The 22,765-nt window shown below is 38.9% G+C and carries 17 protein-coding genes; 14 read left to right on the top strand and 3 right to left on the bottom strand.

The genetic code is table 11. The features are described 5' to 3' along the window. The first annotated feature begins 17 nt into the window (after nucleotides 1–17). The 4 genes from I5J82_RS07915 to I5J82_RS07900 all read left to right on the top strand — a co-directional run bounded on the left by I5J82_RS07915 (nucleotide 18) and on the right by I5J82_RS07900 (nucleotide 3,643). Nucleotides 18–446 carry an SRPBCC family protein gene (locus I5J82_RS07915; protein ID WP_198767388.1) on the top strand — a complete coding sequence of 143 codons (429 nt, stop codon included), beginning with the start codon at nucleotides 18–20 and terminating at the stop codon, nucleotides 444–446. 194 nt (nucleotides 447–640) lie between these two features. Continuing rightward, entirely contained in the window at nucleotides 641–1,333 is a 693-nt protein-coding gene (locus tag I5J82_RS07910; protein WP_198767387.1) for a response regulator transcription factor, read from the top strand. Next, nucleotides 1,311–3,509: a histidine kinase dimerization/phospho-acceptor domain-containing protein gene (locus I5J82_RS07905; protein WP_198767386.1), complete on the top strand. Its 2,199-nt coding sequence runs from the start codon at nucleotides 1,311–1,313 to the stop codon at nucleotides 3,507–3,509. The genes I5J82_RS07910 and I5J82_RS07905 overlap by 23 nt, the downstream gene beginning before the upstream one ends. Then, nucleotides 3,506–3,643 (top strand): hypothetical protein, encoded by a 138-nt coding sequence (locus I5J82_RS07900; protein WP_186320506.1) that lies wholly within the window; start codon nucleotides 3,506–3,508, stop codon nucleotides 3,641–3,643. Before I5J82_RS07905 ends, I5J82_RS07900 begins: the two co-directional genes overlap by 4 nt. 291 nt (nucleotides 3,644–3,934) lie before the next feature. Here the strand turns inward: I5J82_RS07900 and I5J82_RS07895 are convergent, their stop codons facing one another. Continuing rightward, nucleotides 3,935–5,116, bottom strand: a complete 1,182-nt coding sequence (locus I5J82_RS07895) for an FtsW/RodA/SpoVE family cell cycle protein (protein WP_198767385.1) — start codon at nucleotides 5,114–5,116, stop codon at nucleotides 3,935–3,937. 153 nt (nucleotides 5,117–5,269) lie between these two features. Between I5J82_RS07895 and I5J82_RS07890 the strand changes: the two genes are divergently transcribed. The 7 genes from I5J82_RS07890 (at nucleotide 5,270) to I5J82_RS07860 (ending at nucleotide 9,254) form a co-directional block, all read left to right on the top strand. After that, nucleotides 5,270–5,854 carry a TetR/AcrR family transcriptional regulator gene (locus I5J82_RS07890; RefSeq protein ID WP_198767384.1) on the top strand — a complete coding sequence of 195 codons (585 nt, stop codon included), beginning with the start codon at nucleotides 5,270–5,272 and terminating at the stop codon, nucleotides 5,852–5,854. A gap of 2 nt (nucleotides 5,855–5,856) precedes the next feature. Next, on the top strand, nucleotides 5,857–6,198 hold the full coding sequence (locus I5J82_RS07885; protein WP_198767383.1) for a DMT family transporter: 342 nt from the start codon (nucleotides 5,857–5,859) through the stop codon (nucleotides 6,196–6,198). Continuing rightward, a complete protein-coding gene (locus I5J82_RS07880) occupies nucleotides 6,198–6,512 on the top strand; it encodes a DMT family transporter (RefSeq protein WP_144699844.1) in 315 nt (104 codons plus the stop codon). Before I5J82_RS07885 ends, I5J82_RS07880 begins: the two co-directional genes overlap by 1 nt. Before the next feature lie 66 nt (nucleotides 6,513–6,578). After that, the gene (locus I5J82_RS07875) at nucleotides 6,579–6,983 is read left to right on the top strand and encodes an NUDIX hydrolase (protein ID WP_233096429.1); all 405 of its coding nucleotides are present in this window, start codon (nucleotides 6,579–6,581) and stop codon (nucleotides 6,981–6,983) included. Between the two features lie 171 nt (nucleotides 6,984–7,154). Beyond that, a complete protein-coding gene (locus I5J82_RS07870) occupies nucleotides 7,155–8,393 on the top strand; it encodes an ATP-binding protein (RefSeq protein WP_198767382.1) in 1,239 nt (412 codons plus the stop codon). A 15-nt stretch (nucleotides 8,394–8,408) separates the two neighbouring features. Next, nucleotides 8,409–8,897 (top strand): hypothetical protein, encoded by a 489-nt coding sequence (locus I5J82_RS07865; RefSeq protein ID WP_144699850.1) that lies wholly within the window; start codon nucleotides 8,409–8,411, stop codon nucleotides 8,895–8,897. A 108-nt stretch (nucleotides 8,898–9,005) separates the two neighbouring features. Then, nucleotides 9,006–9,254 (top strand): hypothetical protein, encoded by a 249-nt coding sequence (locus I5J82_RS07860; protein ID WP_198767381.1) that lies wholly within the window; start codon nucleotides 9,006–9,008, stop codon nucleotides 9,252–9,254. A 72-nt stretch (nucleotides 9,255–9,326) separates the two neighbouring features. Here I5J82_RS07860 and I5J82_RS20510 read toward each other — a convergent pair whose 3' ends face one another. Together I5J82_RS20510 and I5J82_RS07855 are read right to left on the bottom strand one after the other, a co-directional pair. Further along, nucleotides 9,327–9,455, bottom strand: coding sequence for a hypothetical protein (locus I5J82_RS20510; RefSeq protein ID WP_260858542.1), 129 nt, complete (start codon nucleotides 9,453–9,455; stop codon nucleotides 9,327–9,329). Then, complete coding sequence (locus I5J82_RS07855; protein WP_198767380.1) at nucleotides 9,452–10,531, bottom strand: response regulator aspartate phosphatase; 1,080 nt, start codon at nucleotides 10,529–10,531, stop codon at nucleotides 9,452–9,454. The genes I5J82_RS20510 and I5J82_RS07855 overlap by 4 nt, the downstream gene beginning before the upstream one ends. A 272-nt stretch (nucleotides 10,532–10,803) precedes the next feature. Between I5J82_RS07855 and I5J82_RS07850 the strand changes: the two genes are divergently transcribed. From I5J82_RS07850 to I5J82_RS07840, 3 genes are all read left to right on the top strand, one after another. Then, on the top strand, nucleotides 10,804–11,628 hold the full coding sequence (locus tag I5J82_RS07850) for an MBL fold metallo-hydrolase (RefSeq protein ID WP_198767379.1): 825 nt from the start codon (nucleotides 10,804–10,806) through the stop codon (nucleotides 11,626–11,628). A gap of 25 nt (nucleotides 11,629–11,653) precedes the next feature. After that, nucleotides 11,654–12,184, top strand: a complete 531-nt coding sequence (locus I5J82_RS07845) for a GNAT family N-acetyltransferase (protein WP_198767378.1) — start codon at nucleotides 11,654–11,656, stop codon at nucleotides 12,182–12,184. 154 nt (nucleotides 12,185–12,338) lie between these two features. Continuing rightward, nucleotides 12,339–22,748 (top strand): carboxypeptidase regulatory-like domain-containing protein, encoded by a 10,410-nt coding sequence (locus I5J82_RS07840; protein ID WP_198767377.1) that lies wholly within the window; start codon nucleotides 12,339–12,341, stop codon nucleotides 22,746–22,748. Nucleotides 22,749–22,765: the final 17 nt, after the last annotated feature.

Below are 22,765 nucleotides of genomic sequence, written 5' to 3'. Positions count from 1 at the left end.
ATAAGGTGGTTTGAAGAATGGAGACGTCTAACAAAGTTATGATCACAGTTGAAACGACAGTACATAAACCCATTGCAGAAGTTTGGAAATATTGGACCGAGCCACAGCATATTACAGGCTGGAGCTTTGCTTCCGATGAGTGGCACGCACCTAAAGCTGAAAATGATCTAAAAGCTGGTGGGAAGTTTTTGACAAGGATGGAAGCAAAAGATGGCAGCTTTGGATTTGATTTTAGCGGGACATATGATGAAGTCAAAACAAATGAATACATTGGTTATACGTTAGATGATGGAAGAAAAGTGACGATTACGTTTGTTAGCTTAGATAATGAAACGAGAATTGTTGAGACATTTGAAGCTGAAGCTACGAATCCAGTTGAAATGCAAGAAGCCGGTTGGCAAGCATTTATGGACAATTTTAAAAAATACTGTGAATCTCAAAAGTAATAGAGTTTCAAGAAAGAGTGCATTTCTTTAGATAGAAATGCACTTTTTTGTTTGCCTATATTTAAGCTAAAAGCTATTTTTGAAACTTAAGAAAGTCTTAAGATTTTTACTAACAAAATGTAAAGGATTGCGAGATAGAATAAAGGTAATTTCAAATATATGCCATGCTATAATGCAGAAGGGAGTGTGAGAACATGAATGATTTTAACGTACTTGTTGTAGATGATGAAAAAGAAATTCGCGATGCGATAGAGATCTACTTGAAAAATGAAGGAATAACAGTTGTTCAAGCAAGAGATGGAATTGAGGCGATAGAGAAATTGGATGAACACCCCATTCATCTTATCGTAATGGACATTATGATGCCGAAATTAGATGGTATATCGACCACCTTTAAGATTCGAGAACAAAAAAACATACCGATTATTATCTTAAGCGCGAAGAGTGAAGATACCGATAAAGTTCTAGGATTGCAGATCGGTGCGGATGATTATGTGACGAAGCCATTCAATCCTTTGGAGTTGATTGCCCGTGTTAAATCTCAGCTACGCCGTTACGTGACTCTTGGTACATATGAGGGGAAGACAAATCTAATCAATTTGAACGGTCTAACACTCGATAAGGAAGCAAAGGAAGTGGCTATAAACGGTGATTCCGTAAAGTTGACTCCTATTGAGTATAAAATTGTGGAGTTGTTAATGTCTTACCCAGGAAGAGTTTTTTCGATTAATGATATATATGAGCGGGTTTGGAAAGAGCCGAGTTACAACGCCGAGAACACAGTCGCGGTTCATATCCGGAAGATTAGAGAAAAAATTGAGATTGATCCGAAAAATCCTAGATATTTAAAGGTGGTATGGGGAATTGGATACAAAATGGAAAAATAGAAGCAAGTGGGTTGTTTGGATCATGCTGTTGACCTTTGGGTTAAGTGGGATCGTTTCTATACTTGAAAATGGTCATTGGTATTTTAAGAAGGATTACTTTCATACAGAGGAGTTTAACTCAGAGTTTGAGGGGTTTATCAACTATATCAGTATTTCTGAAATCAATTATTTTTCTAAAGATGAGCTTAAGGACAATATAAAAGTTTCAAAAGAAGAGATTGAAGAACATCGTACGCGCTATGGAAGTTTGTCAGAGCAGATAGCAGATATCAAAAGCCAATATGAGGACCAGATTGATGAAGCGAAGACTGCTAAGAACGACGAAGTGGTTAAGCTTTATGAAGAACAAAGAGATGCAAAAGTTAAAGATATCATGGAGAACTTCAAAAGTGACGATCATATCAAAGCTAAGATCGTGAAGGAAAAAGAAAAAGAAGTAGAGACACTTGTTAAAGAAAGACAAAGTTATATTTCTGATTATGATCCTAACCTTTTGGGTTTCAACTACTACCTGGTAGATATGAACTCAAAAGAGGTATATACTAATCTTTCTTCAGCAGAAGGCCCTGAAGATCTTAAGAGAAAAACAAATTTGTTCAGTAGAGAGTATTCATCGTCATCTGAAAACGGCAACTTACGTATTAGTGCGCCAGATTCATTCATAGAATATCATTACGAATATTTTCCTCAAAAGTCAAAAACACTTCAGGGCATAATTACTCTTCCTGAACAAGGAAGTTGGTTACAAAAACAAGTAGATGATTTTGAGAAGAGACAAACAGTGTTTTACATTATTTCGATTTGCAGTATTGTGATTCTATTTCTTGTATTTTTATGGGGAAGAAGACTTCATCCACTACAGATGATCTCTTCTTCAGACAAAGTAAAGATCTATCGTAGAGTACCTATTGATATTCGATTGGGATTCTTATTAATCAGTTTGTTTTTTGCAATCATGGCAATTGTTATGAACGCACAAAACTACGATAACTTGGCATTTTCATTCACGTATAGTGATGGTCTATTCGAATTTATGATCACAGCGCTTATGGTGAGTATCACTCTTATTCAAACCACTTGGATCTACCGGGATATTAGAAACAAACAATTATATCGAGATGCGTTTATCTCTAAGTCAGCCCAATGGTTTTACCGGTTAGTTTCTGATGCATTCTACAATAGAAGTGTTGCTATACAAATCATGCTGCTTCTTATCGTTATTTTCTTATCAGGTTTCGGTGCTGCAGTCGTATTCTTTCATCCCATGGCTTTCGTCGTTTATTTCATTCTGTTTTTATTCTTTACTTTACCGGTATTAATCTACCTTTTAAAAAGAATTGGGTACTTTAATAGAATTATTCAGCATACGAATGAACTTGCATCGGGACAGATGGAGCAAGACCTTCCTAATAAGGGTAAATCAGCACTAGCCATGTTAGCTGGAAACCTGAACGTATTAAAACAGGGTGTGAAAACGTCGAAGCGTGCTGAAGCAAAAAGTGAGAGGCTTAAAACGGAGCTGATCACCAATGTTAGTCATGATTTACGAACTCCTTTGACATCGATTATTACGTATACAGAACTCTTAAAGTCACAAGAGGTAACAAAAGAGGATCAGAATGCTTATTTAGAAATTATAGATCGCAAGTCGAAGCGTCTAAAGGTTCTGATTGACGATCTGTTCGAAGTATCTAAGATGGCAAGCGGGAATCTGGAGCTGATTAAACAAGATGTCGATATCGTCCAGTTGCTTCAACAAGCCATGGCTGAATACAATGAAACCATCAAAGAATCGTCACTTACATTCAGGCTAGCAACGCCTAAAGTTCCGGTCCTTGCTCATGTGGACGGACAAAAGATGTGGCGCGTCTTTGATAACTTGATCGGCAATGCATTAAAGTATTCTATGGAGAATACTAGAGTATATGTGTCCGTAACAGAGGAAAATCGAAAGGTCATCGTTTCTTTTAAAAATGTCTCGAAGTATGAACTAGGCGGAAACTTTGAAGAACTATTTGAACGGTTTAAACGCGGAGACACATCACGTCATACTGATGGTTCTGGCCTTGGTCTCGCCATCGCAAAATCCATTGTAGATCTTCATGAGGGCAGCATGGACATCGATGTTGACGGCGATCTGTTTAAAGCTACAATTGAACTGGACTCGGTGAAATGATGAAAATAAACAAGAAATTCTTACTTGGTATGACGATTGTATTGTTTAGTATTTTCGGATTTGCGGATAACGCAGGAAGTCCTAAATTGAAGGAATCAGTTAATGTAACTAAGATACTTCAAACGAGTGAATAGATTGTGTTAGTTAGCACTTCTTCTAATGAGAGGAGTGCTTTTTATCTGTTTGCACATTGGAGTGGGGGTATGTTGAGGTGGTGTAAGTTAAGCAACTGATTGTTGATTTATAATAATTGAAAATGGACAGATTAATGAGGGAAATGGACAGATTAAGAACAAGATTGGACAGATTATGATCCCAAACGGACAGATTAACTGAAAACACCATTAAAAAACTCCATTGAAAAAAACAACGACCAGATTATTATCCGGTCGTTTTCCCAATTATTACGTTCATCTTCACCTTATTTACTGATCAATCTCAAACATATATCGATTCGTCTGCACACTTACTCCGAGTACAATCCCCATTAACATCATATTAGACAAAAGTGAGCTGCCTCCATAACTCAAAAAAGGGAGCGTAACCCCTGTTACCGGCAACAAACCAATATTCATGCCTACATTCTGAAAAATCTGGAACGAAAGAAGTCCGATTATGCCAGAACACATATACCCGCCAAACGAGTAATTAGACTTTACGCCTAATATTACGATTTTATAGATTAATAAGAAGAATAGACTTACTACGATGGATGTACCGAGAAAACCTGTGTCTTCACCAATAATGGAAAAGATAAAATCAGTGTGAGCTTCAGGTACATACATGATTCCTTCCATCCATCCCTTACCGGAATACCAACCTGAACCGATCGCTGTAATCGCTTGTTTCGTTTGGTATCCTTGGTCGGTGTATTCAAACGGATTTAACCAGCCGTTTATCCTACTTCGTTGGTGAGGAAGAAGTAAGACGAGCAGTTTCGTCTGAAAAAAGTCATTAAATTTAAAATAGATGACGATTAATGCTGTCAAGACGATAGATGGCAATGAGATAACCGCCAAAATGATCTTCCAGCTTACACCTGATATGAATATGATGGACAGAATGATGGAAAGGTAGAGCATGATCATTCCTGAATCTGGCTGGATGGCGACAAAGATAATAGGAGCTAAACTTGCTAGTCCTATTTTGTAAATTAGATATAGATCCGATTTTATCGTTCGCTGAATATATTGGTAATTGTGAGATTCAACGATATTACTGAGAACTAAGATCAAAGCGATCTTCATAAATTCAGAAGGCTGAAAAGAGCCAAGGAAAGGTAATTGATACCACGCTTTTGAACCGTTGATCGGCTTTGCAATACTTTCTGGTGCAAAAATTAACATCACAATAAAAAATAAAACAATGCCATAGAAATACCAAGACATTCTTTTAAGTTGCTCAAAATCAAGCCTCGCTATAGCTAACATCAAAATGGTACTTAATGTGTACCAAAATATCTGCTTTGGAACAAAATTATCATTATACTGACCTGATTGTTGGCCGCTATAGATGAACATTAAGCTAATAATTGATAATAAGAAGAGTATAAATAGAATTCCGTAATCCAATTTATCTATAAATGTTTTACTGTTGGGAGTCTCCATGTACCGCACTCATTCCTGTTTTTCATTATTTTACCAAAAATAATGATACCACATTTTGGCACCCATGAGGCAAGTTTAAACCGTTACGAAAAATTGACTTTATAGAATAGTGTGATATGATTAACTAACGACCGTTCGGAAGGTGGTTTCCTAATGACTTATGATCAATTAAAACAAATAGCGCTCGTCCAGTTTGCACAACTCGGTTATGAGGGTGCTTCTTTGGCAATAATCGCAAATGAGGTAGGCATAAAGAAGCAATCGATCTACACGCACTTTAAGAGTAAGGATGATCTCTATATACAAACGTTTAAAGATGCAACAGATTGTGAAATAGATTTTGTTAAACAATTTATACAAAATCAGCAATCTCATGCACTGAAAGATGTATTATTTAGATTTTTAATAGAGTATTTAGATCGATTCGAACAAAACAACAATATGAAGTTTTTTATGCGAACGTCTTTTTACCCGCCAGTGCAGCATGAAGAAGTGATAAAAGCGGGCAGCAACAAATTTGTTGATCATTTGGAGCGTTTATTTACGTCATTTATCGAACAACATTCGGATGAATTAAGACCGGATGTTACACCCGAAACAGCAGCTCTTGCGTTTCTTACGATGTTAGATGGACTTCTTGTTGAGTTAATCTATGGAATTCCAGAACGACTGCAAAAAAGATCGAAACAGTCATGGTCCGTTTTCTGGCGGGGTATTAGTAGTGAAAGTGGTGAATAGTAATGAATCGTGCGTGGGCTTATGTTCTATTAGGTACAGTGTTTGAAGTGTGTTGGGTAATTGGTTTAAAGCATTCATATAATTTCTTAACGTGGACGGGAACCACAATTGCCATCATCTTTTCTTTTGCGCTTCTTATTTTGGCTACGAATAAACTTCCTGTGGGTACAGTTTATGCCGTATTTACCGGATTAGGAGCAAGTGGGACAGTTTTGATGGAAATGCTTGTTTTCGGTGAGCCTTTTAAAATGTTGAAAATTATACTCATTCTTGTTCTTCTTGCAGGAGTTATGGGACTTAAATTAGTAACAGGAAAACCAAAATCAGAAGGAGGGGTTCACTAATGGGCTGGATCTTTCTGGTGTTTGCAGGTCTGTTTGAGGTAGTGGGTGTTACAGGAATGAACCTTGTTGCAAAAAGAAGAAACATTCTTTCATTTCTTGTTCTTGTTATAGGATTTAGTAGCAGCTTTCTTTTGTTGAGTTTTGCAATGCAATCATTACCGATGGGTACCGCTTATGCGATCTGGACAGGTATCGGTACTGTAGGTTCGGGACTTGTAGGAATCTTATTTTATGGTGAATCAAAAAATGGTCTAAGAATTCTGTTCATGGCAATGGTGCTTAGTGCTGCAGTTGGACTTAAACTGATTAGCTAAGAAGGAGAACTTTGTTGTTAAATAGAATTAACCTCACTATACAATATTAATAGAAGAGGGATTCATTTGACGATTCTTGATACGTTTCGATTCGGTTCTCATGCCATGATATTTAACGCAGAGAATAAGGTGCTATTGTTAAAACGAACTTACGGAAACAAAGGTTGGAGTTTGCCTGGGGGTGCTGTGGATTCAGGTGAAACGATTCATCAGGCATTGTTCCGCGAATGTAGAGAAGAGCTTGGTATTGATGTGATAGATCCTGTTTTAACGGGATTATATTATCACAGTACAATTAACACTCAAGCAGCGATATTCCGATGTATGATCTCAGAAGATGCTGAAATTGTTCTCAGCACAGAACACTCTGACTACAAATGGGTCGATATAGGTGAATTGAGTGAGAGTCAGCGTATTCGAGCACAGGATGCTTTACGTTTTCGAGGACAAGTTTTTAGTAGAGCTTTCTAATATTAATCTGAATTAGGTAAAAAACGTGCATTTCTTCCAAATGGGAGAAGTGCATTTTTTTATAAAAATTATAGATAGTAATACCTAGAAAATTCGTCGTTTTGACAAGGATATGCTTAGAAGTTGTCGAAAATCATGTAAGGCAGGTAAATCAAGGAAGTAGGGAACAGAATGTTAGAGTCGATACAAAGCATGTGCTTACACGTGGTCTTTATCCTTTTTACAATCCTTATTTATCAAGTGTTCTTTAACGAAAGAGATGAAGAACGGAAGAAAGTTACTTCGAGATTCTTTTTGCTCATGCTTATCATTTTAGTTTTCACGATGAGCCAGCCAGTCGTTTATTCTGAAATCTATAAATATGATTTTAAATCGGTTGCCATCATATTGTCGTTCTTATACGGTGGGAAAAGGGTAGGGTATTTAAGCTTATTTGTCCTACTGGTGATGGGTTACTTCACAGATCAGAACTTAGCCGTTTTGCTAGGAAATTACATGGTCCTCTGTTTATTGTTATTGCCCATAACAAAGCTCTTTCATCGTTACGGCATTAAAGGCAAGATTACCGTGATTAGTTTGTTCTTTTCACTGATTCCAATAACAAGAGGAATCTCACTTTTAATAATAGGAGATGAGAAGGAACTCATTTTTGAATTAAGTTCTTCGTTAATCGTATTGGCAACGTTAATTGCAGTCGTGCATTTAATCGAGAACATGAACGAGCAGATGGAAATGAGACAAGAGCTTCTTCGAACGGAAAAGATGAACGTGGTCAGTCAGCTTGCGGCTTCTGTAGCACACGAAATTCGAAACCCTATGACGTCAGTAAGAGGGTTTATGCAGTTGATGCAAAAAGAAGATCTAACAAAGGAACAGCAAATGTACATAAGTATTTCGATTGAAGAACTTGATCGAGCACAGGAGATCATTAATCAATATTTAGCGCTGGCTAAACCACAAACAGATCAATACGAAATTATTGATCTCTCATCTACCATTCAACAATCAATAGATGTGATGCACTCTTATGCCATTTTGAATAGTATACATATTTCGCAACACGTGGAACCTTCTCTAAAAATTGAGGGGCTAAAACTGGAAATTCAACAAGTATTGATTAATATTATCAAGAACGCCATTGAAGCGATCAAGGAAAAAGGTGAAATTAGGGTATTAGCATTCAAGAATATCAACGGTTATGTATGTATCGAAATTAAAGATAACGGTATGGGCATGTCTAAGGAACAGCTGAAAAAACTAGGCAGTCCGTATTATTCTACTAAAGAAAAAGGAACGGGACTCGGTTTAACCGTATGCCACCAAATAATAAAACAGATGGGTGGACGAATTACGATTGATAGCGAGTTGAAGAAGGGGACATCTTTTACGATTAAACTTCCTTCTAAGTGAGGGTATGGATACGAGTTGGTAGGAACAGGAGTGAAATTTATTTTATCAAGAAAAATAGTAGCGGCTTCTTTATCTGGCACAATTTTTGCAATCATTTTAGGCTTCTTTATACCCGATCCTTTTGGAGATGAATCTTTCAATTCATTTCTAAGCTATGTATTTGCCAGTATTGGAATAATCCCTGTTTATATGATGTATAGCTTTCCAGCAATATTAATCTATGGTGTATTAACATCAGTAGTTAGTGATAAAGTTGGAGAATTTATTTCTATTAAATCTTCAAATAAAAACGCAGAAATCATTATTTCTGCCGCATTACATATGATTTTCGGGTTAATCTTGCTTTGGTTTAGTCTAGGGGCCGCTGTCTTGTATTTTATAACTGATAGGATATTGAAAAGAAGAAATGAAAAAATAAAGTGGTATAATGCGTTAAATAGTCTAGCCATACCTTTTCTCACATGGATCGTTACAATGGGAATGAGTTGGTTAAAAGATCTATAAAAACAGTTAAAATTTCACGATATTAGATTAGAGTACGTTAATGGAAAGTAATTCAAATTAATAAATATGATATATACTATAGTAAATATATTTTATGGGGGATAGCTAGTGAATAAGTATGGTAAACTTTCACTTTTGATGGTGGGTATATGTATCATTCTATCTTTTTTTATAAATGAAAATATCAAATACCCAGGGATCTTTTTACTGGTATTTGGAGTTTTATCTCTATCAGGTGTAATATTCGCTATATTATCAAAAAAGTGGACCAATATTGTACTAGGTATTTCGTTAAACAGCATCACATTTGTCTTCTTATTCTTTTTGTTGCTAGCAATGAATATTGGAGAAGCATAAAGTAACCTATAAATTTAAGCACAAAAAAACGATCAGAAAATCTCTGATCGTTTTTTGTGCTAACAACCTGTATTATAATTTTTGAGAAAGGGAGAACGTTCTACCATGCTCAGCTTGCTCAACTGATTTTGTTGATAGTCCAACAAACACAGCCGTTAGTGCTAGTGAAGTGATGATGATACCTGCAGCGAATTTTTTCATTTTAGTGCCTCCTTTTTTTGTAAAGCGCGTTTTGCTTCGTAAGACTCTTTAAAATAATAACTAGCTTTATCGTGGTTCTCGTTGTTGAAAAAGACCTGTGCAAGTTCTCCAGCATAATCTTCTACGAAACCAAAGAGTTCGTGTTGTTTAAAATAGTCGTTTCCTTCTTTAACAATACGTTCAAGCTCGTTAATATCTGTTGTCTGATTTAAGGCGTTCAGAATTTTGAAGTGATGAAGATATTCTTCATTCGCGAGCTCGATTCCTTTATTGTAGAACGGTATTGCTTTTTCTTCATTATTCAATCGATAGAATTCTCGAGACAATAAGAAGTGTGTCTTATAAAAGGCTTCTTCTTCCTCAAATACCTCTAACAAATAGCGTACTGCCAGTTCGGACATGTTTTGTTCAGCATACAGATAACCGATGTTGTATTTGATCAGTGAGGTATATGACTGATCGATACGCTTGGCGAGATCAAGTGCGCACAGAAAATGTTCTTCTGCTTTTCCATATTGTTTCAAAGATAGAGAAGCAAGACCCAGAATATTCTCACAACCGGATTGAAACAGTTCATAATCTTCCGCTTCAGATAACGTTTTCAAAGCTTCGTTCGCATAATCCAGTGCTGTGAGTGGCTGACGGATGTGATAATACAACACGGCAGCTTTATGATAAAAGTCTGCTCGCACGATATCATCCGTCATGTTGTTCAATACGTTTAATAGGTTAAACGCCCGGATAAAACGCAATTCTGCTATTTCATAATTTCCTTCAGCTGTTAACAGCATTCCAGTAATTAAGTTCATATAGTACCCAAAAATATCAGTTCGATTAAGATGAACATCATTTAAGGTATCTAGAATGGCGTGTGCAGAAGTTAGTTCTTTCTTCAAAATCAAGTAACGGCTGTTTAACAATTGATAATACAACTGTGTAGACGGGTCTTTAATCTGTGTAATTTCACTCTTAATCTCGTTATGTATACTCTCTGATTGTTGTATGTGATTTGTCCGGATGGCAGTATGCCACCGCTCGAGTGACTGTGTGATGGGCTCTCTAGTTCCGACGTTCATGGAAAACTCCTTTCTATAAGACTTGTAATTTAAATCTAACATAAAATGGAAAAATAAAACTTGGGAAAATCCTATGCTAGAGGGTAGCATAAAGTGACAAGATCCTCATCAATTTTCCCAATAATCTGACACTGTTGGGGATACCTTATTATTTCGATTAATGAAAACATGATTATGAGGGTGGAAGGAGTATACTGGCTTTTATGGAATTAAAGTTCTTAGAGTCTAAATAGTAACGAAACAAAAAGAGAGAAGTGGGGAGTGAGAAAGCTGTGTTTTTGAAGAAAACCTCTCAGTATGGAGAAAAGCAGAATGTTTCTTACTTAAATGGAAAGATCCGTTTTCAAGGTGTCTCACTAAATGTTTACAGTTATCTCGTGGATGGTGTATTAATTGATACCGGTGCGCAGTCTTTACATCAGCATTTCAAACCATTTATTGACCAAGCAGATTTTGACCAAGTCTTTATAACGCACTTTCACGAAGATCATACAGGGTGTGCGAATTATATAGAGAAAACAAAAAAAGTCCCCATCTATTTAGATGAAAAAACAATTGATTATTGTGCGAAACGAGCACATTATCCCTTGTACAGACAGTTCTTTTGGGGAAGAAGAAAACCATTTCTTGCGCAAAAAATGCCAAGTGAATTTCGGTCTAGGAATGCGAGTTGGGATGCCATACCTACTCCAGGTCATGCACTGGATCATCATGCATTTCTAAATCGAGAAACAGGTCAGCTGTTCACAGGTGATCTATATGTAATGGAAAGGACGAAAGTGGTCCTCGAGGAAGAGAGCATTCCTACTATTATTCAATCATTGAAACGGGTTTTAACGTATGACTTTCAAGAAGTGTTTTGCAATCATGCGGGGTTTGTTAAAGATGGAAGGAAGGCACTTGAACGAAAACTAAATTATCTACTAGGTATACAGCATGAAGTATTGTTCTTACAAAATCAAGGTAATACCCCTGAAGCCATTTGTGAGAAGCTTTTTCCAAAGCGATTCCCCATCATCAAATTTTCTCGTGGTGAGTGGGATTCAATTCATATTGTTCAATCCATCATGAAAGAGAATCATGTCATAAACTCATAACTATTTATGAAAAAGAGGTTAGACAATGTCGAGTAAACAAGATCATAAAGTAAGCATTCGTACGATTCGTGTTGAGGATGCAGAAGCTATTCTACAGATACAGCGTGAAGTGATTTCTGAACACGATTATTTTATTGCGGTTTCAAAAGAATTTAACAAGACCACAGAAGATCATCAAGAATGGATACGAAATATTCTAAAGCATGAACGTGAGACGATGCTTGTGGCCGAGTTTGACGGAAATGTAGTGGGATGGATCGTTTTTCGGTCACAAGAAAGGATGAGAATGCACCATACAGGATCGTTTGCCATCATGTTACAGAAAGAATGGAGAAATAAAGGGATAGGAAAATTTATGATTCACGAGCTCTTATCTTGGGCTGAAAAGCATCCGGTCATTGAAAAAGTTACGTTAGGTACGTTCTCTACCAATACTAGAGCAATAGAATTATATAAGAAACTAGGATTCATAGAGGAAGGTCGAAAAGTAAGAGAATTTAAGTTTGGCAACGGCGAGTATGTTGATGATGTGTTGATGTATAAGTTAGTTAAATGATCGGACATGTGCCCAATTTATACAAAAATGAGAAGCTGTTTATTTGAAGAGCTTCTTTTTTCGTGTAATGAAACGTTATTCAAAAAACGGTAATCAGTACGAGGTTTCTCCGCGTATATTAAATCGATGTTATTTTTTTGCCGGAGGTGTTGGGATGTCTTTTCCCAGTAATAATCAGTTTTCAGCGATAACGGTAGGCGGTGCTCCTTATGCTGATGTCATACGAGATATTAATCCTGCAGGAACAGATATCGTAGGCAATAACAGTTTTCCTTCCTTTTATTTTGCTTATGATGAAATCAACGTTTATTTCAGAATGCGTGTACGATCAGATCCGAGAAATAGTGCCAAAACAGCATTTGCAAACTTTGCTTGGGGTGTTTTGCTGAACACGACTGGAGTAGCGGGGACGTATGACTGGCTCCTTGCTGTAAATGGTTTAAATAACCGAGTGAACTTGGTGCAGAACACGATTAAACAAGTAAATTCATGGAATGATCCTGCTGAAGGAACAGATGGGAGAGGAAATCCGAATTATTCCAGATCCATTATTAATTTTGACGTAGCCCGTGTGGTGCAAGCGGATTCTACACTTGATAATACACAAAACTACTTTATTGATTTTCTTGTACCAGCGTCTACATTCTTCTCATTGCTGGGTATTACTGCTCAAAGCTCTGTGCAAATGGTTGCTTTTACCTCTGCAAACAACAACAACTACAACAAAGACTCGCTTCGTGAATCAGAGAACTTTCAATTTCAAAATGCATTCTCCAATCCTGTTACGATAAATTCAGGAAATGTACGGGCAAACTTGCAGGTCACAAAGACACTGCTTTCAGGTCCGACTTCGCCTGTTTCTGGCCAGATCGGAGAGTGGACGGGTAGGATTACATTAACAAATATAGGGAAAAGTGCAGCGACCATCATCAATGTAACTGATATTGTTTCATTAGATGTGGTGTCACTCTTTTCGATCATAAGTGTTTCGCAAGGGACAACTGCTTACAACGCCTCAACGAAAACACTCACTTGGTCCGTTGGCAATATAGCCCCTGGTGCAAGTGCAACCCTTCATTTTGGAGAAAATGGGATATTTTATACAGCAGGAAATAAAGCATTAAATACTGTTCGTGCAACGGGAATTGATAGCTTTACTGGGGCAGATCTCACCCCAACTTCTGCCTCTATTTCCCTGGATGTTCAAGCAACAGGAGGAGCTGCGGGTACGGTATTGGATAGTTCGAACGCGCAGCCAGTAAACGATGCAACTGTCAGACTTTTATTGGGTCAAACACAGGTTGCCGTTACGCAAACGGATGCATTCGGGAAGTATAGTTTTACGAATATAGCACCAGGTACTTATACGATTGAACTTTCAAAAGTAAACTACACAACTGTGGCACAATCTGCTGTCATTCAACCTGGCACGATAACCATTATTAATCCTGTCCTTGTTGCTATTCCAGGGATTATTCAAGGGACGGTTACCTCAAACACAGGTTCTGCTGTTAGTGGAGCAACCGTTTTGTTATCCGATAATCTTGGTACAGTTATTGCCAGTGTGACATCTTCTCCGACAGGAGGATATACGTTTGGTTCAGTGATCCCTGGGCATTATACGCTCACGGTCTCTGCTAATAATTTTCAATCTGCAACAATTGGGCAAAATGTGTTATCTAATCAGACTACGACAGCAAACTTTATACTGCAGCCGAATCCTGGCACGGTAACAGGATCGATAACAGGAAGTGGAGGACCTATAGTCGGGGCCAAAGTTGAAGCTTTAAGCGGTACGGGAATAGCCGTTGTGACCGCGACGACGGATGGGGTAGGACAGTATGTAATAAATCGTCTTGCGCCAGGTTCTTACAGGCTTCGTGTTAGTGCGCCTGCTTTTCAAACTTTTGTTGTCGGTTTCTCAGTGAGTGCCGGTCAAACTGTTGTAGTAGATGTAAATCTATTAGCAAACCCAGGCTCAATCGCCGGAACAGTATTTGATGAGGATAGCGGTGTTCCACTTCCAGGAGCAAGTCTAAAAGTAGTAAACAGCTCTGGAATTACGGATGCCTCTGCAACCACCGATGTAAATGGACAATACTCAGTCGATTCTCTTGCTCCAGGTACGTATGTAATCACCTTTTCCTCTGATGGCCACGGCACAAAAACGATCGGTACGTATGTTCAGTCAGATCAAGCTACAACGGTAGATGTCACACTTAGAAGACTTGCAGGTGTTCTTTCAGGAGAGGTTTCTTCAGGAGGAAGTTTAATTAGTGGTGCTTCTGTGGATGTCGTACTAAATAACATCGTGGTAGCAAAGACCATTACTGACAGCAATGGAAACTATACGATAAGCGGGTTAGCGCCTGATCGATATACCGTTATTGTTGGGGCAGATGGATTTTCACCGGTTTCACTTGGTGCAGTTATAGAGGATAACGAAACAACGACGATAAGTACAGAACTTCAGTCTCTTTTTGGTTTGCTTTCAGGAAGTGTACAGGATAACGAAGGAAATGTTTTTCCAGGTGCAGTCATTCTTGTGAAGAATGCAGATTCTGATGTGCTTATCTCTAGAGCTGTAACTGATACAAATGGAAATTATGTGATTGGTGAACTGCTTCCTGGAAGTTATATAGTTACAGCAAATATTGTTGATTATCAAACAAGTTTAAGTGGAGCGGTTATTACAGCTGGTGTGGCTTCCGTTGTTAATTTTACATTAATGCCAGATCCGTCTGCTATCTCGGGAACAATCATTAACAGTGATACGGGAGAGCCTCTTGCAGGTGTATCAGTAGTCGTGCAACTACTTGATTCGAATGGTCTCATTATAAATACAACTTTTTCAGACAATGATGGTGTGTTTATAGTTGAAGATTTAATGCCAAGCACATATACAGTCGTAGTTGCGTCAGAAGGTTTCCAAACTGCTTCAGCGTCAGTAACGTTAACGCCCGGCAGCGTTTCTTCTGTCACGATAAGTCTTGCTCCGTCTCCTGGGTTTGTAACTGGGAAATTAATAGATTCTTTATCAGGTCAACCGGTTGTGGGTGCTACCATTAATATTAGCAACACGCTAGGAGCATTTGTCGATTCGGCTGTAACGAGTACGGATGGGACGTTCCTTTCGCTTGGTTTGCCTGGAGGAGTTTATACTCTTACTGCAGTTGCAGAAGGATATGAAACCAAAATATTAGGTGTAGTTGTTCCCGCTGGATTAACGAAGTTTGTTAACTTTGAACTCCAACCTAATCCTGGGACAATTACAGGTACAGTAGCACCTGCGGCTGTTGGACTTGTGCTTCAGTTGTATACAATGGATAACCAGTTCATAAACACCGTTGCCGCTACTCCTGAAGGTGATTTTTTGTTTCAGAGTTTAGCTCCCGGTAACTATATTGTGAAAGCTGTAGCGGTTAATTATTCTGTAGGTATTACGGGAGCCTTTGTTGTTTCTGGTCAAACAACGAATATTTCACTATCAATACTTCCTAATCCAGGAAGTGTCTCAGGTAATCTAATTTCTGATCTTGGTGCGCCAGTATCTAACGCAACCGTTTCCCTTTTCGATTTAAATGAAACGCCTATTGGAAGTGGAACAACAGATGCTGATGGAAATTACACGATAAGCAATATTCCGGCAGGTTCTTATGCAGTTGTTATAAGGGCAGGAGGCTATGCAAATGCTACAGGGAATGTTGCGGTCGGTCCCGGCCAGGAAGTCACAGAGCTAAATTTCGAGTTAGTGACAATTCGCGGTTCTATCTCAGGAACAGTTTCAGATTTTACGACAGGTTCACCGATTCCAGGTGCGGCCATACTTGTACGTGATAGTCTCGGAATCTTGGTTCGCTTCTCGACAACTGATCAATTTGGAAACTTTTTGCTTAGGAATTTTGTTCCAGGTTCCTATGCAGTTACTTCTTCTGCTCAAAACTATTCGACAGAAATTACAGGAGTTATCGTACAAAGTGATGAGACTGCGGGAGCTGATATTCAATTAACAAGTACTGTCGGGAGTATTTCAGGGCAAGTCACAGATGGAGATGGAATTCCCCTTTCCGGAGACAATATTCAATTAAAATTATTCGGTGCTAATGGAGAATTTCTGCAAGCTTTAATTGCGCACACTGACGGTGCGTTTCAAATTCCGGAACTGTCAATTGGCACATATTTTGTAAGTGCTGAATTAGACGGATATTCTCCAAATATGATAGCTGTTATCGTCAACAGCAGTGCGGTAAGCATTATTACAATCCCGTTATCGCAAGTTCTCACCACACTTACAGGATCCGTAACAGATGCTGCAACTGGAAATCCAATCCGTGGTACTGCCGTTTCTGTTACTTTAACAAATAATACGGGCATGTTTGTCGCAAAACAATATCCAGGTACTGATGGTACTTTCACATTCGACTCAATTGCACCGGGTATCTATCTGTTAAATGTTAACGCAGTGAACTACGGAAATGAGATTATTACGGTTACTGTGCCTGTTACTGGATTTAACATTTCAGTTTCTTTAACACAAAACCCTGGTGCAGTTACAGGGTATATCACAAACCAGTTAACGGGAGATCCGTTATCGAATGCCATTATATTAGTAACTTCTTCAGGTAAGCCGCTTGATAGAAAAGGGGTATCGGATAGTTTCGGTCAATTTACATTTGCCAATCTGTCACCTGACACGTATCGAGCGATCATTAGTGCTGACGGTTATTCGAGTCAGAGTGCAACGTTTACTGTATTACCTGATGAAACAACTTCCTTAAGCTTCATCTTAACTCCTGAACCTGGGACTGTTTCAGGAACCATTACAGACGCTGTTACAGGGCTTCCGATTTCTCAAGTTATGGTTCAAGTCCGTTATTTATCTCCAACAGGTCCCGTTATTGCAAACACTGTAACGGATCAGCAAGGTAACTATGTAACACAAGGTGTGTATTCTGGTCCTTATACTATTGTTGCTTTTACAGACGATGGGTATGGTTCATCAAGTGCTTCAGTTTTTGTACCCCCCAATAATACAAGAGTTGTAGATTTTGCCCTTGAACCGTTCCCAGCTACAGTGGAAGGGACTATCATTTCAGAGTCTGGCGAGCCGTTAGTTAATGTTACAGTACGACTTTTAGATGTGTACGGGTTTACTGTTCGAGTTGTTAACACGGACTCTGAAGGATTTTATAGAATACTAGGTTTTACGGAAGGACAATATCTCGTTACTGCTATTACTCCTGATTATCAGAGACGGCAAGTGTCGATTGATGCCGGACCAGGAGAGACGGTAACAGCCAATATTAGCTTAGTGCCAGAACCTGGTCAAATTTCAGGTGTGATACTCGATGAACAAACTCTTGCTCCGCTAGTAGGTGCTCAAGTAGAAGTGTATGCACCAGGTGGTGTTACACCAATTGCAAGAAGAACGACAGGTGCAGCAGGAGACTTCTTAATAGAAGGTGTGGCACCAAGATCATATACGTTAAACGCCTTTCAACTAAACTATAGTATTCGCTCTACAGGTGTAATCGTAACTTCTAATGATACAACTACTGTACAGGTCGCTTTAGTGCCTGATCCAGCATCGATATCAGGAACAGTAACTGATGGTAATGGAATACCGTTATCGAATGCTAGTGTGAGAGTGGTTGATGAAAATGATAGTGAAATTGGAAACGGAATCACAGATTTTGATGGGAACTTTGTCATCGGGAACTTGCCAGAAGGGTCTTATACAGTAGTTGCTGGAGTAGAAAATTATTCATCTTCGACTGCCGGTGTTTCGTTGCAACCGGGAGAGCAGCTAACTGATCTAGATGTGTTCTTAACCCCGTTAGGAGGATTGATCTTTGGAACAGTTGTAAGTGCAGAAACGGGAGAAGGATTACCAGGTATCCTCATCTCTATTCTTACGCCAGAAGGAATTCCGATTATATCAACAAATACAGACACCACAGGTACCTTTACATCCATTCTGCTTTCACCTGGAACGTTTACCATTATTGCAAGTTCTCCTTATTATGTACAGGATCAAATCGGTGTTATTGTACTTCCGAATCAAACTTCTAGTGTTTCTTTTGCATTGTCGGAGGTAGGGGGATCAATAACTGGAACTGTTACAGATGAATCTGGCAATTCAATTTCAAATAGAACAATATCTATACGACTTCTTAATGATGGTGGAGTATTGCTGCAAACGCTAATTGCTCTCTCAGATGGAAGCTTTGCATTCCAGAACTTATCAGCAGGAACGTATCAAGTGAACGTAATAGCAGACGGATATCAAACAGCAACAGTTGGTGCCATCGTAGTGAACGGGGAATCAACAAATTTATTAGTCCCGCTTACAGAAGATCGTGGTGTTTTGGAGGGAATTGTTCAAGACGTTGTAACAGGTTTACCGATATCAGGAAGTTTTATTGAGGTGTCTGATGTAAGTGGCATTCTTGTTGCCACTATTACAACAGACCAGAACGGATTATTTAGAGTAGGTAACCTTCAAACTGGCCCACTAAACATTCGTGCGATAGCAAATGGATATGGTGCAGCGTCCGTTGGAGTCATAATCAATTCTTTGTCTCTATCAAATGTAACCCTTAACCTGCAGCCGGATCCTGGCACAATCATTGGAACAATTAAAAATCCAAATGGTACACCTCTTAGCAATACCACAGTTCAGATATTAGACCGAAAAAACACACCAATCTCAACGGTTATAACGAATGGAAATGGTTCTTATGAGGTTGATAACCTGGTTGAAGGCCAGTATACGGTGACTGCCAAAGGAAATGGAACGGGAACAGGAATTGGCAGTGGTGTTGTTTTACCTGACCAAGAAACTGTCGTAGACATTATCCTCATTCCAGAAGGTGGAGTCATTTCAGGTAACGTTACAAATTCAGCAACAGGTGTTCCATTAATTGGAGCTTCTATTGAGATTAGGGCCATTTCACCATTCGGTCCTGTAATCAATACGGTTTTAACAGATAGTAATGGTAATTATAGCTCTGGATTAATAACAGAAGGAGCTTTCACTTTAACCGTTACAAAAGAGAATTTTGGAACGGCAACAGGTTCAGTTCTTATTGAAAATGGCGCAACAACATTCCGGAACTTTGCTCTTACACCAAGTCTCTCGAATGTTCGAGGCAGGATTTCAGCAAGGATCATTCAAAATGAGAGTTTAACAACTAATATTTCGGCTCAAAACGTTGTGATTCCACTTATCAATACGGTTATTAGACTAATTGATGAAACAGGTGCAGAACTAGCAGAAGTTCAAACTGATGATCAAGGAATGTATTTAATCGAGAACTTTACTTCAGGCATCTATTCGTTAGGAACTTCAAATCCGGATTATGAAACAAATACAGTTGGCTTTTCAGTGGATCCTGGTCAAACACAAACTGTTGATATTGAGCTTACTGCACTTCCAGGGATTCTAACTGGAACAATAATTGACCAAGAAACAGGTATATTGAACGCTGGAGCAATCGTTCAGTTGTTTTTTGGAACGAGTGTTCAGCCTGCGGGCAGAGCTGTGACAAATAATGCAGGTGTGTATGTGATCAGCGGGCTATCTCCAGGACAATATACCGTATCCATGACAACACCAAACTATAATACGTTTTCATCTGGAGCAACGATTCAAGCGAATGCAACAACAACAGTTGATGGCTTCTTATTGTCTAACCCAGGTGTACTAACAGGTACAGTTAATGGTCCGAATGGCGTAATAATTGGCGCAAGTGTAAAGGTAATTGATGTAAACGGGACGGTTATCGGTTCTGCTGTCTCAAATGATGATGGGACGTTCTTTATTGGGAATCTACCTGTTGGAACATATGCTTTAACCGTAGTGGCACTTGATTTCCAGAATGAAACAGAAGGGATTTCCATTACACCAGGGGAAACAGTGAACGTTTCAATTAATTTGATTCCCGATCCTGGTGCTATAACAGGAATCGTTACTGATGAGAGCGGTAGTGGTTTACCTGGTGTTGTAATGAACGTTCTATTAAACAATATTGTTATCGCATCTACCGTTACTGAACAGAATGGTAGCTTTACATTTAGAAGTCTGAAGCCAAACTCTTACCAAGTCACTGCAAATCTCTCAGGGTACGCTGTATCGTCAATAGGAGCAGTTGTGAACAGTAACTTAATAACAACTACTAATCTTCTATTAACTAGCCTATTTGGCAGTATATTTGGAACAGTTGCAGATGAAGATGGAAATCCCATCATTCAAAGAAGTATCAAGATCAACCTTTTTGATCTCAATAATAGTTTAATAACTACCATTTTAGCTCAATCAAACGGAACATATGTTATTCCAGAAGTCCCTGAAGGAAATTATTTTGTGACTGTAACAACTGAAGGTTTTAATGCGGATACGTTTGCTGTAACAGTAAATCGAGGAGAAGAGGTTTCTCTTGATCTCCAACTAACTGCTGTTGGAGGTAGGCTATCGATTAGGGTCATTGATGCTGCAACAAACAATCCGATATCAGGAGTTGTAACGAATATCTTTAACGAAACAGGTATACCAATTACTTCTGGTATAACTGATCAAAACGGTTTATTTTCTCAGCAAAACCTTGAAGAAGGTGGGGTAGTTATTTCCACTGTTAAAGGAGGCTATGGCAATCTATCTATAGGCGGCATTATTGAGAATGGTGTTACAACAGAGGTCACTCTTGCTCTTACCTTGGAAACAGGGAATCTATTAGGAGCAATCTCTGATTCGAATGGCGCGCCTCTAGCTGGGGCAGTCGTACAAATTGTAGATGCAACTCGAGCGGTGGTTACAACAGTTTTAACTCAGTCAGATGGGACTTATAGAGTCTTGGACTTACTGCCTGGGATTTATACAATGATCGTAAGTGCACGTGGTTTTGAAAAGCGTTCACTAAGTGTTTTTATTGTAGCCAATAATACGACGATTACAAATTTACCATTAGATTTTGAACCTGGTATTGTGGAAGGTTTCGTTTCAAATGAAGGATCAGGTTTATTTATCACTAGAGCTAGTGTTGAACTTCGTTTAATAAGTCCGTCAGGGCCAGTCGTTGCCTCAACGCTTTCTGACGAACAAGGTAGATATCGTTTTAGCCAAGTGAGAAACGGAAACTACACGATTATTGCTACCAAACAAGGGTTTGGAAACGACTCTGCTGAAATTTCGGTTATCCCTGGAGACACGACTTTCGCAGATCTTCAATTGGCAGCTGTTACTTCAAGTGTTAGAGGAACGGTTCGAAATGCTGAAGGTTCACAGCCTCTCGTTAATACTTTGCTTAGATTAGCGGACAATAACGGTGTTGTGATTGCAGAGGTGCAGACAGATAATGATGGAAATTATTTAATAGAAGGTCTTCTACCAGGTGAATTTAGCCTTGCTGCCATCAATGCTGATTATAGAAGCAGTGTACTGGATTTTACGGCTGTTCCAAATGTTCAAAGCGTTGTTAACTTTATTTTAGTTGCAGTTCCAAGTTTGTTTACCGGCTTTGTTACTGATGCAGATACAGGACTACCGATTGTAGGTGCAATCGTAGAAACGTTTGATCAATTAAGCGGTCCCGTTGAAACGAGCATATTAAATGCTGAAGTAGATGCTTTAGCAGTTATTGGGCGCCCAGTAGCGGTAGCCCTAACAAACATCGACGGTTTCTACACAATTCCTGGATTGAGTAATGGATCATATACGTTACGAGCATCTGCATTAGGATATGGTACAGATAGCAGAATATCTTTGTTGCCTGTTAACACAACGGTAGAGCAAAACTTTGCACTACCAGGTCAACGTCAAACTTCTTCCATAACGGGTACAGTCATTATATTAGGAAACGGTCCGTTACCAAATGCTGAGGTAAACGTTTTAGACGAAAATGGTATTGTTGTAGGCAGTGCAACAACGGGTAACGATGGAACCTATTTGATTGGAAATCTTAGTGCAGGCATATACACGGTAACAGCTGATGCAGAAGGATATTTGGAAGACTCATTGTCACTCACACTTAGAAGCGGGGAGAATCGAACTGGGGTTAACTTTGCGTTAAGTGCTGGTGCGGATGGAGATATTACAGGTCAAGTATTAGACAGCCGAACAGGCAGACCGTTAGCTGGAGTCACCATTAGGCTATTTACCTTACAAGGTACCTTAGTGAGTGAATTTACATCTAATGAATCAGGCATATTCTCATTACTGGGGATACCAGCCGGCACATATGAACTCCGTGCTGCAGCCCAAGGATATCTTCCGTTTGCGACAACTATAGAATTGAGTGAGGGTGAAGAATTGCTTGTTCCGATCTCCCTTGTTGCAGTTGCTCCAATTCCGCCTGTTGGTGGAGCTGATCAGTTTTATATTATTTTAGGTGGTCAACCGCTTCGTTTAGACAGCTCAACTTCTCCCACATTATTCACTCTAGTAAAAATTGATGCTGGGAAGAACTGTGCAACATTTTCATATGATGCGGTTGTTCAAGGTGAAACGAGAAGAAGATTCATCACCTTTGATCTAACCTGTATTGACTTGGTACGCATTAACTCTTAACGAATTTGAATAAAAAT

The sequence above is a fragment of the Fictibacillus halophilus genome (genome assembly GCF_016401385.1).
In the GTDB taxonomy this organism is placed as follows: Bacteria; Bacillota; Bacilli; order Bacillales; family Fictibacillaceae; genus Fictibacillus; species Fictibacillus halophilus.
Note: the sequence above shows the minus strand (reverse complement) of the source record. Positions and strands in the feature narration are given on the sequence as shown.

What these genes read in the sequence shown, in the direction of transcription:
- I5J82_RS07870 (WP_198767382.1), top strand. Translation starts at nt 7,155, where the DNA reads ATGTTAGAGTCGATACAAAGCATGTGCTTACACGTGGTCTTTATCCTT.
- I5J82_RS07890 (WP_198767384.1), top strand. Translation starts at nt 5,270, where the DNA reads ATGACTTATGATCAATTAAAACAAATAGCGCTCGTCCAGTTTGCACAA.
- I5J82_RS07910 (WP_198767387.1), top strand. Translation starts at nt 641, where the DNA reads ATGAATGATTTTAACGTACTTGTTGTAGATGATGAAAAAGAAATTCGC.
- I5J82_RS07855 (WP_198767380.1), bottom strand. Translation starts at nt 10,531, where the DNA reads ATGAACGTCGGAACTAGAGAGCCCATCACACAGTCACTCGAGCGGTGG.
- I5J82_RS07880 (WP_144699844.1), top strand. Translation starts at nt 6,198, where the DNA reads ATGGGCTGGATCTTTCTGGTGTTTGCAGGTCTGTTTGAGGTAGTGGGT.
- I5J82_RS07900 (WP_186320506.1), top strand. Translation starts at nt 3,506, where the DNA reads ATGATGAAAATAAACAAGAAATTCTTACTTGGTATGACGATTGTATTG.
- I5J82_RS07915 (WP_198767388.1), top strand. Translation starts at nt 18, where the DNA reads ATGGAGACGTCTAACAAAGTTATGATCACAGTTGAAACGACAGTACAT.
- I5J82_RS07845 (WP_198767378.1), top strand. Translation starts at nt 11,654, where the DNA reads ATGTCGAGTAAACAAGATCATAAAGTAAGCATTCGTACGATTCGTGTT.
- I5J82_RS07895 (WP_198767385.1), bottom strand. Translation starts at nt 5,116, where the DNA reads ATGGAGACTCCCAACAGTAAAACATTTATAGATAAATTGGATTACGGA.
- I5J82_RS07885 (WP_198767383.1), top strand. Translation starts at nt 5,857, where the DNA reads ATGAATCGTGCGTGGGCTTATGTTCTATTAGGTACAGTGTTTGAAGTG.
- I5J82_RS07840 (WP_198767377.1), top strand. Translation starts at nt 12,339, where the DNA reads ATGTCTTTTCCCAGTAATAATCAGTTTTCAGCGATAACGGTAGGCGGT.
- I5J82_RS20510 (WP_260858542.1), bottom strand. Translation starts at nt 9,455, where the DNA reads ATGAAAAAATTCGCTGCAGGTATCATCATCACTTCACTAGCACTAACG.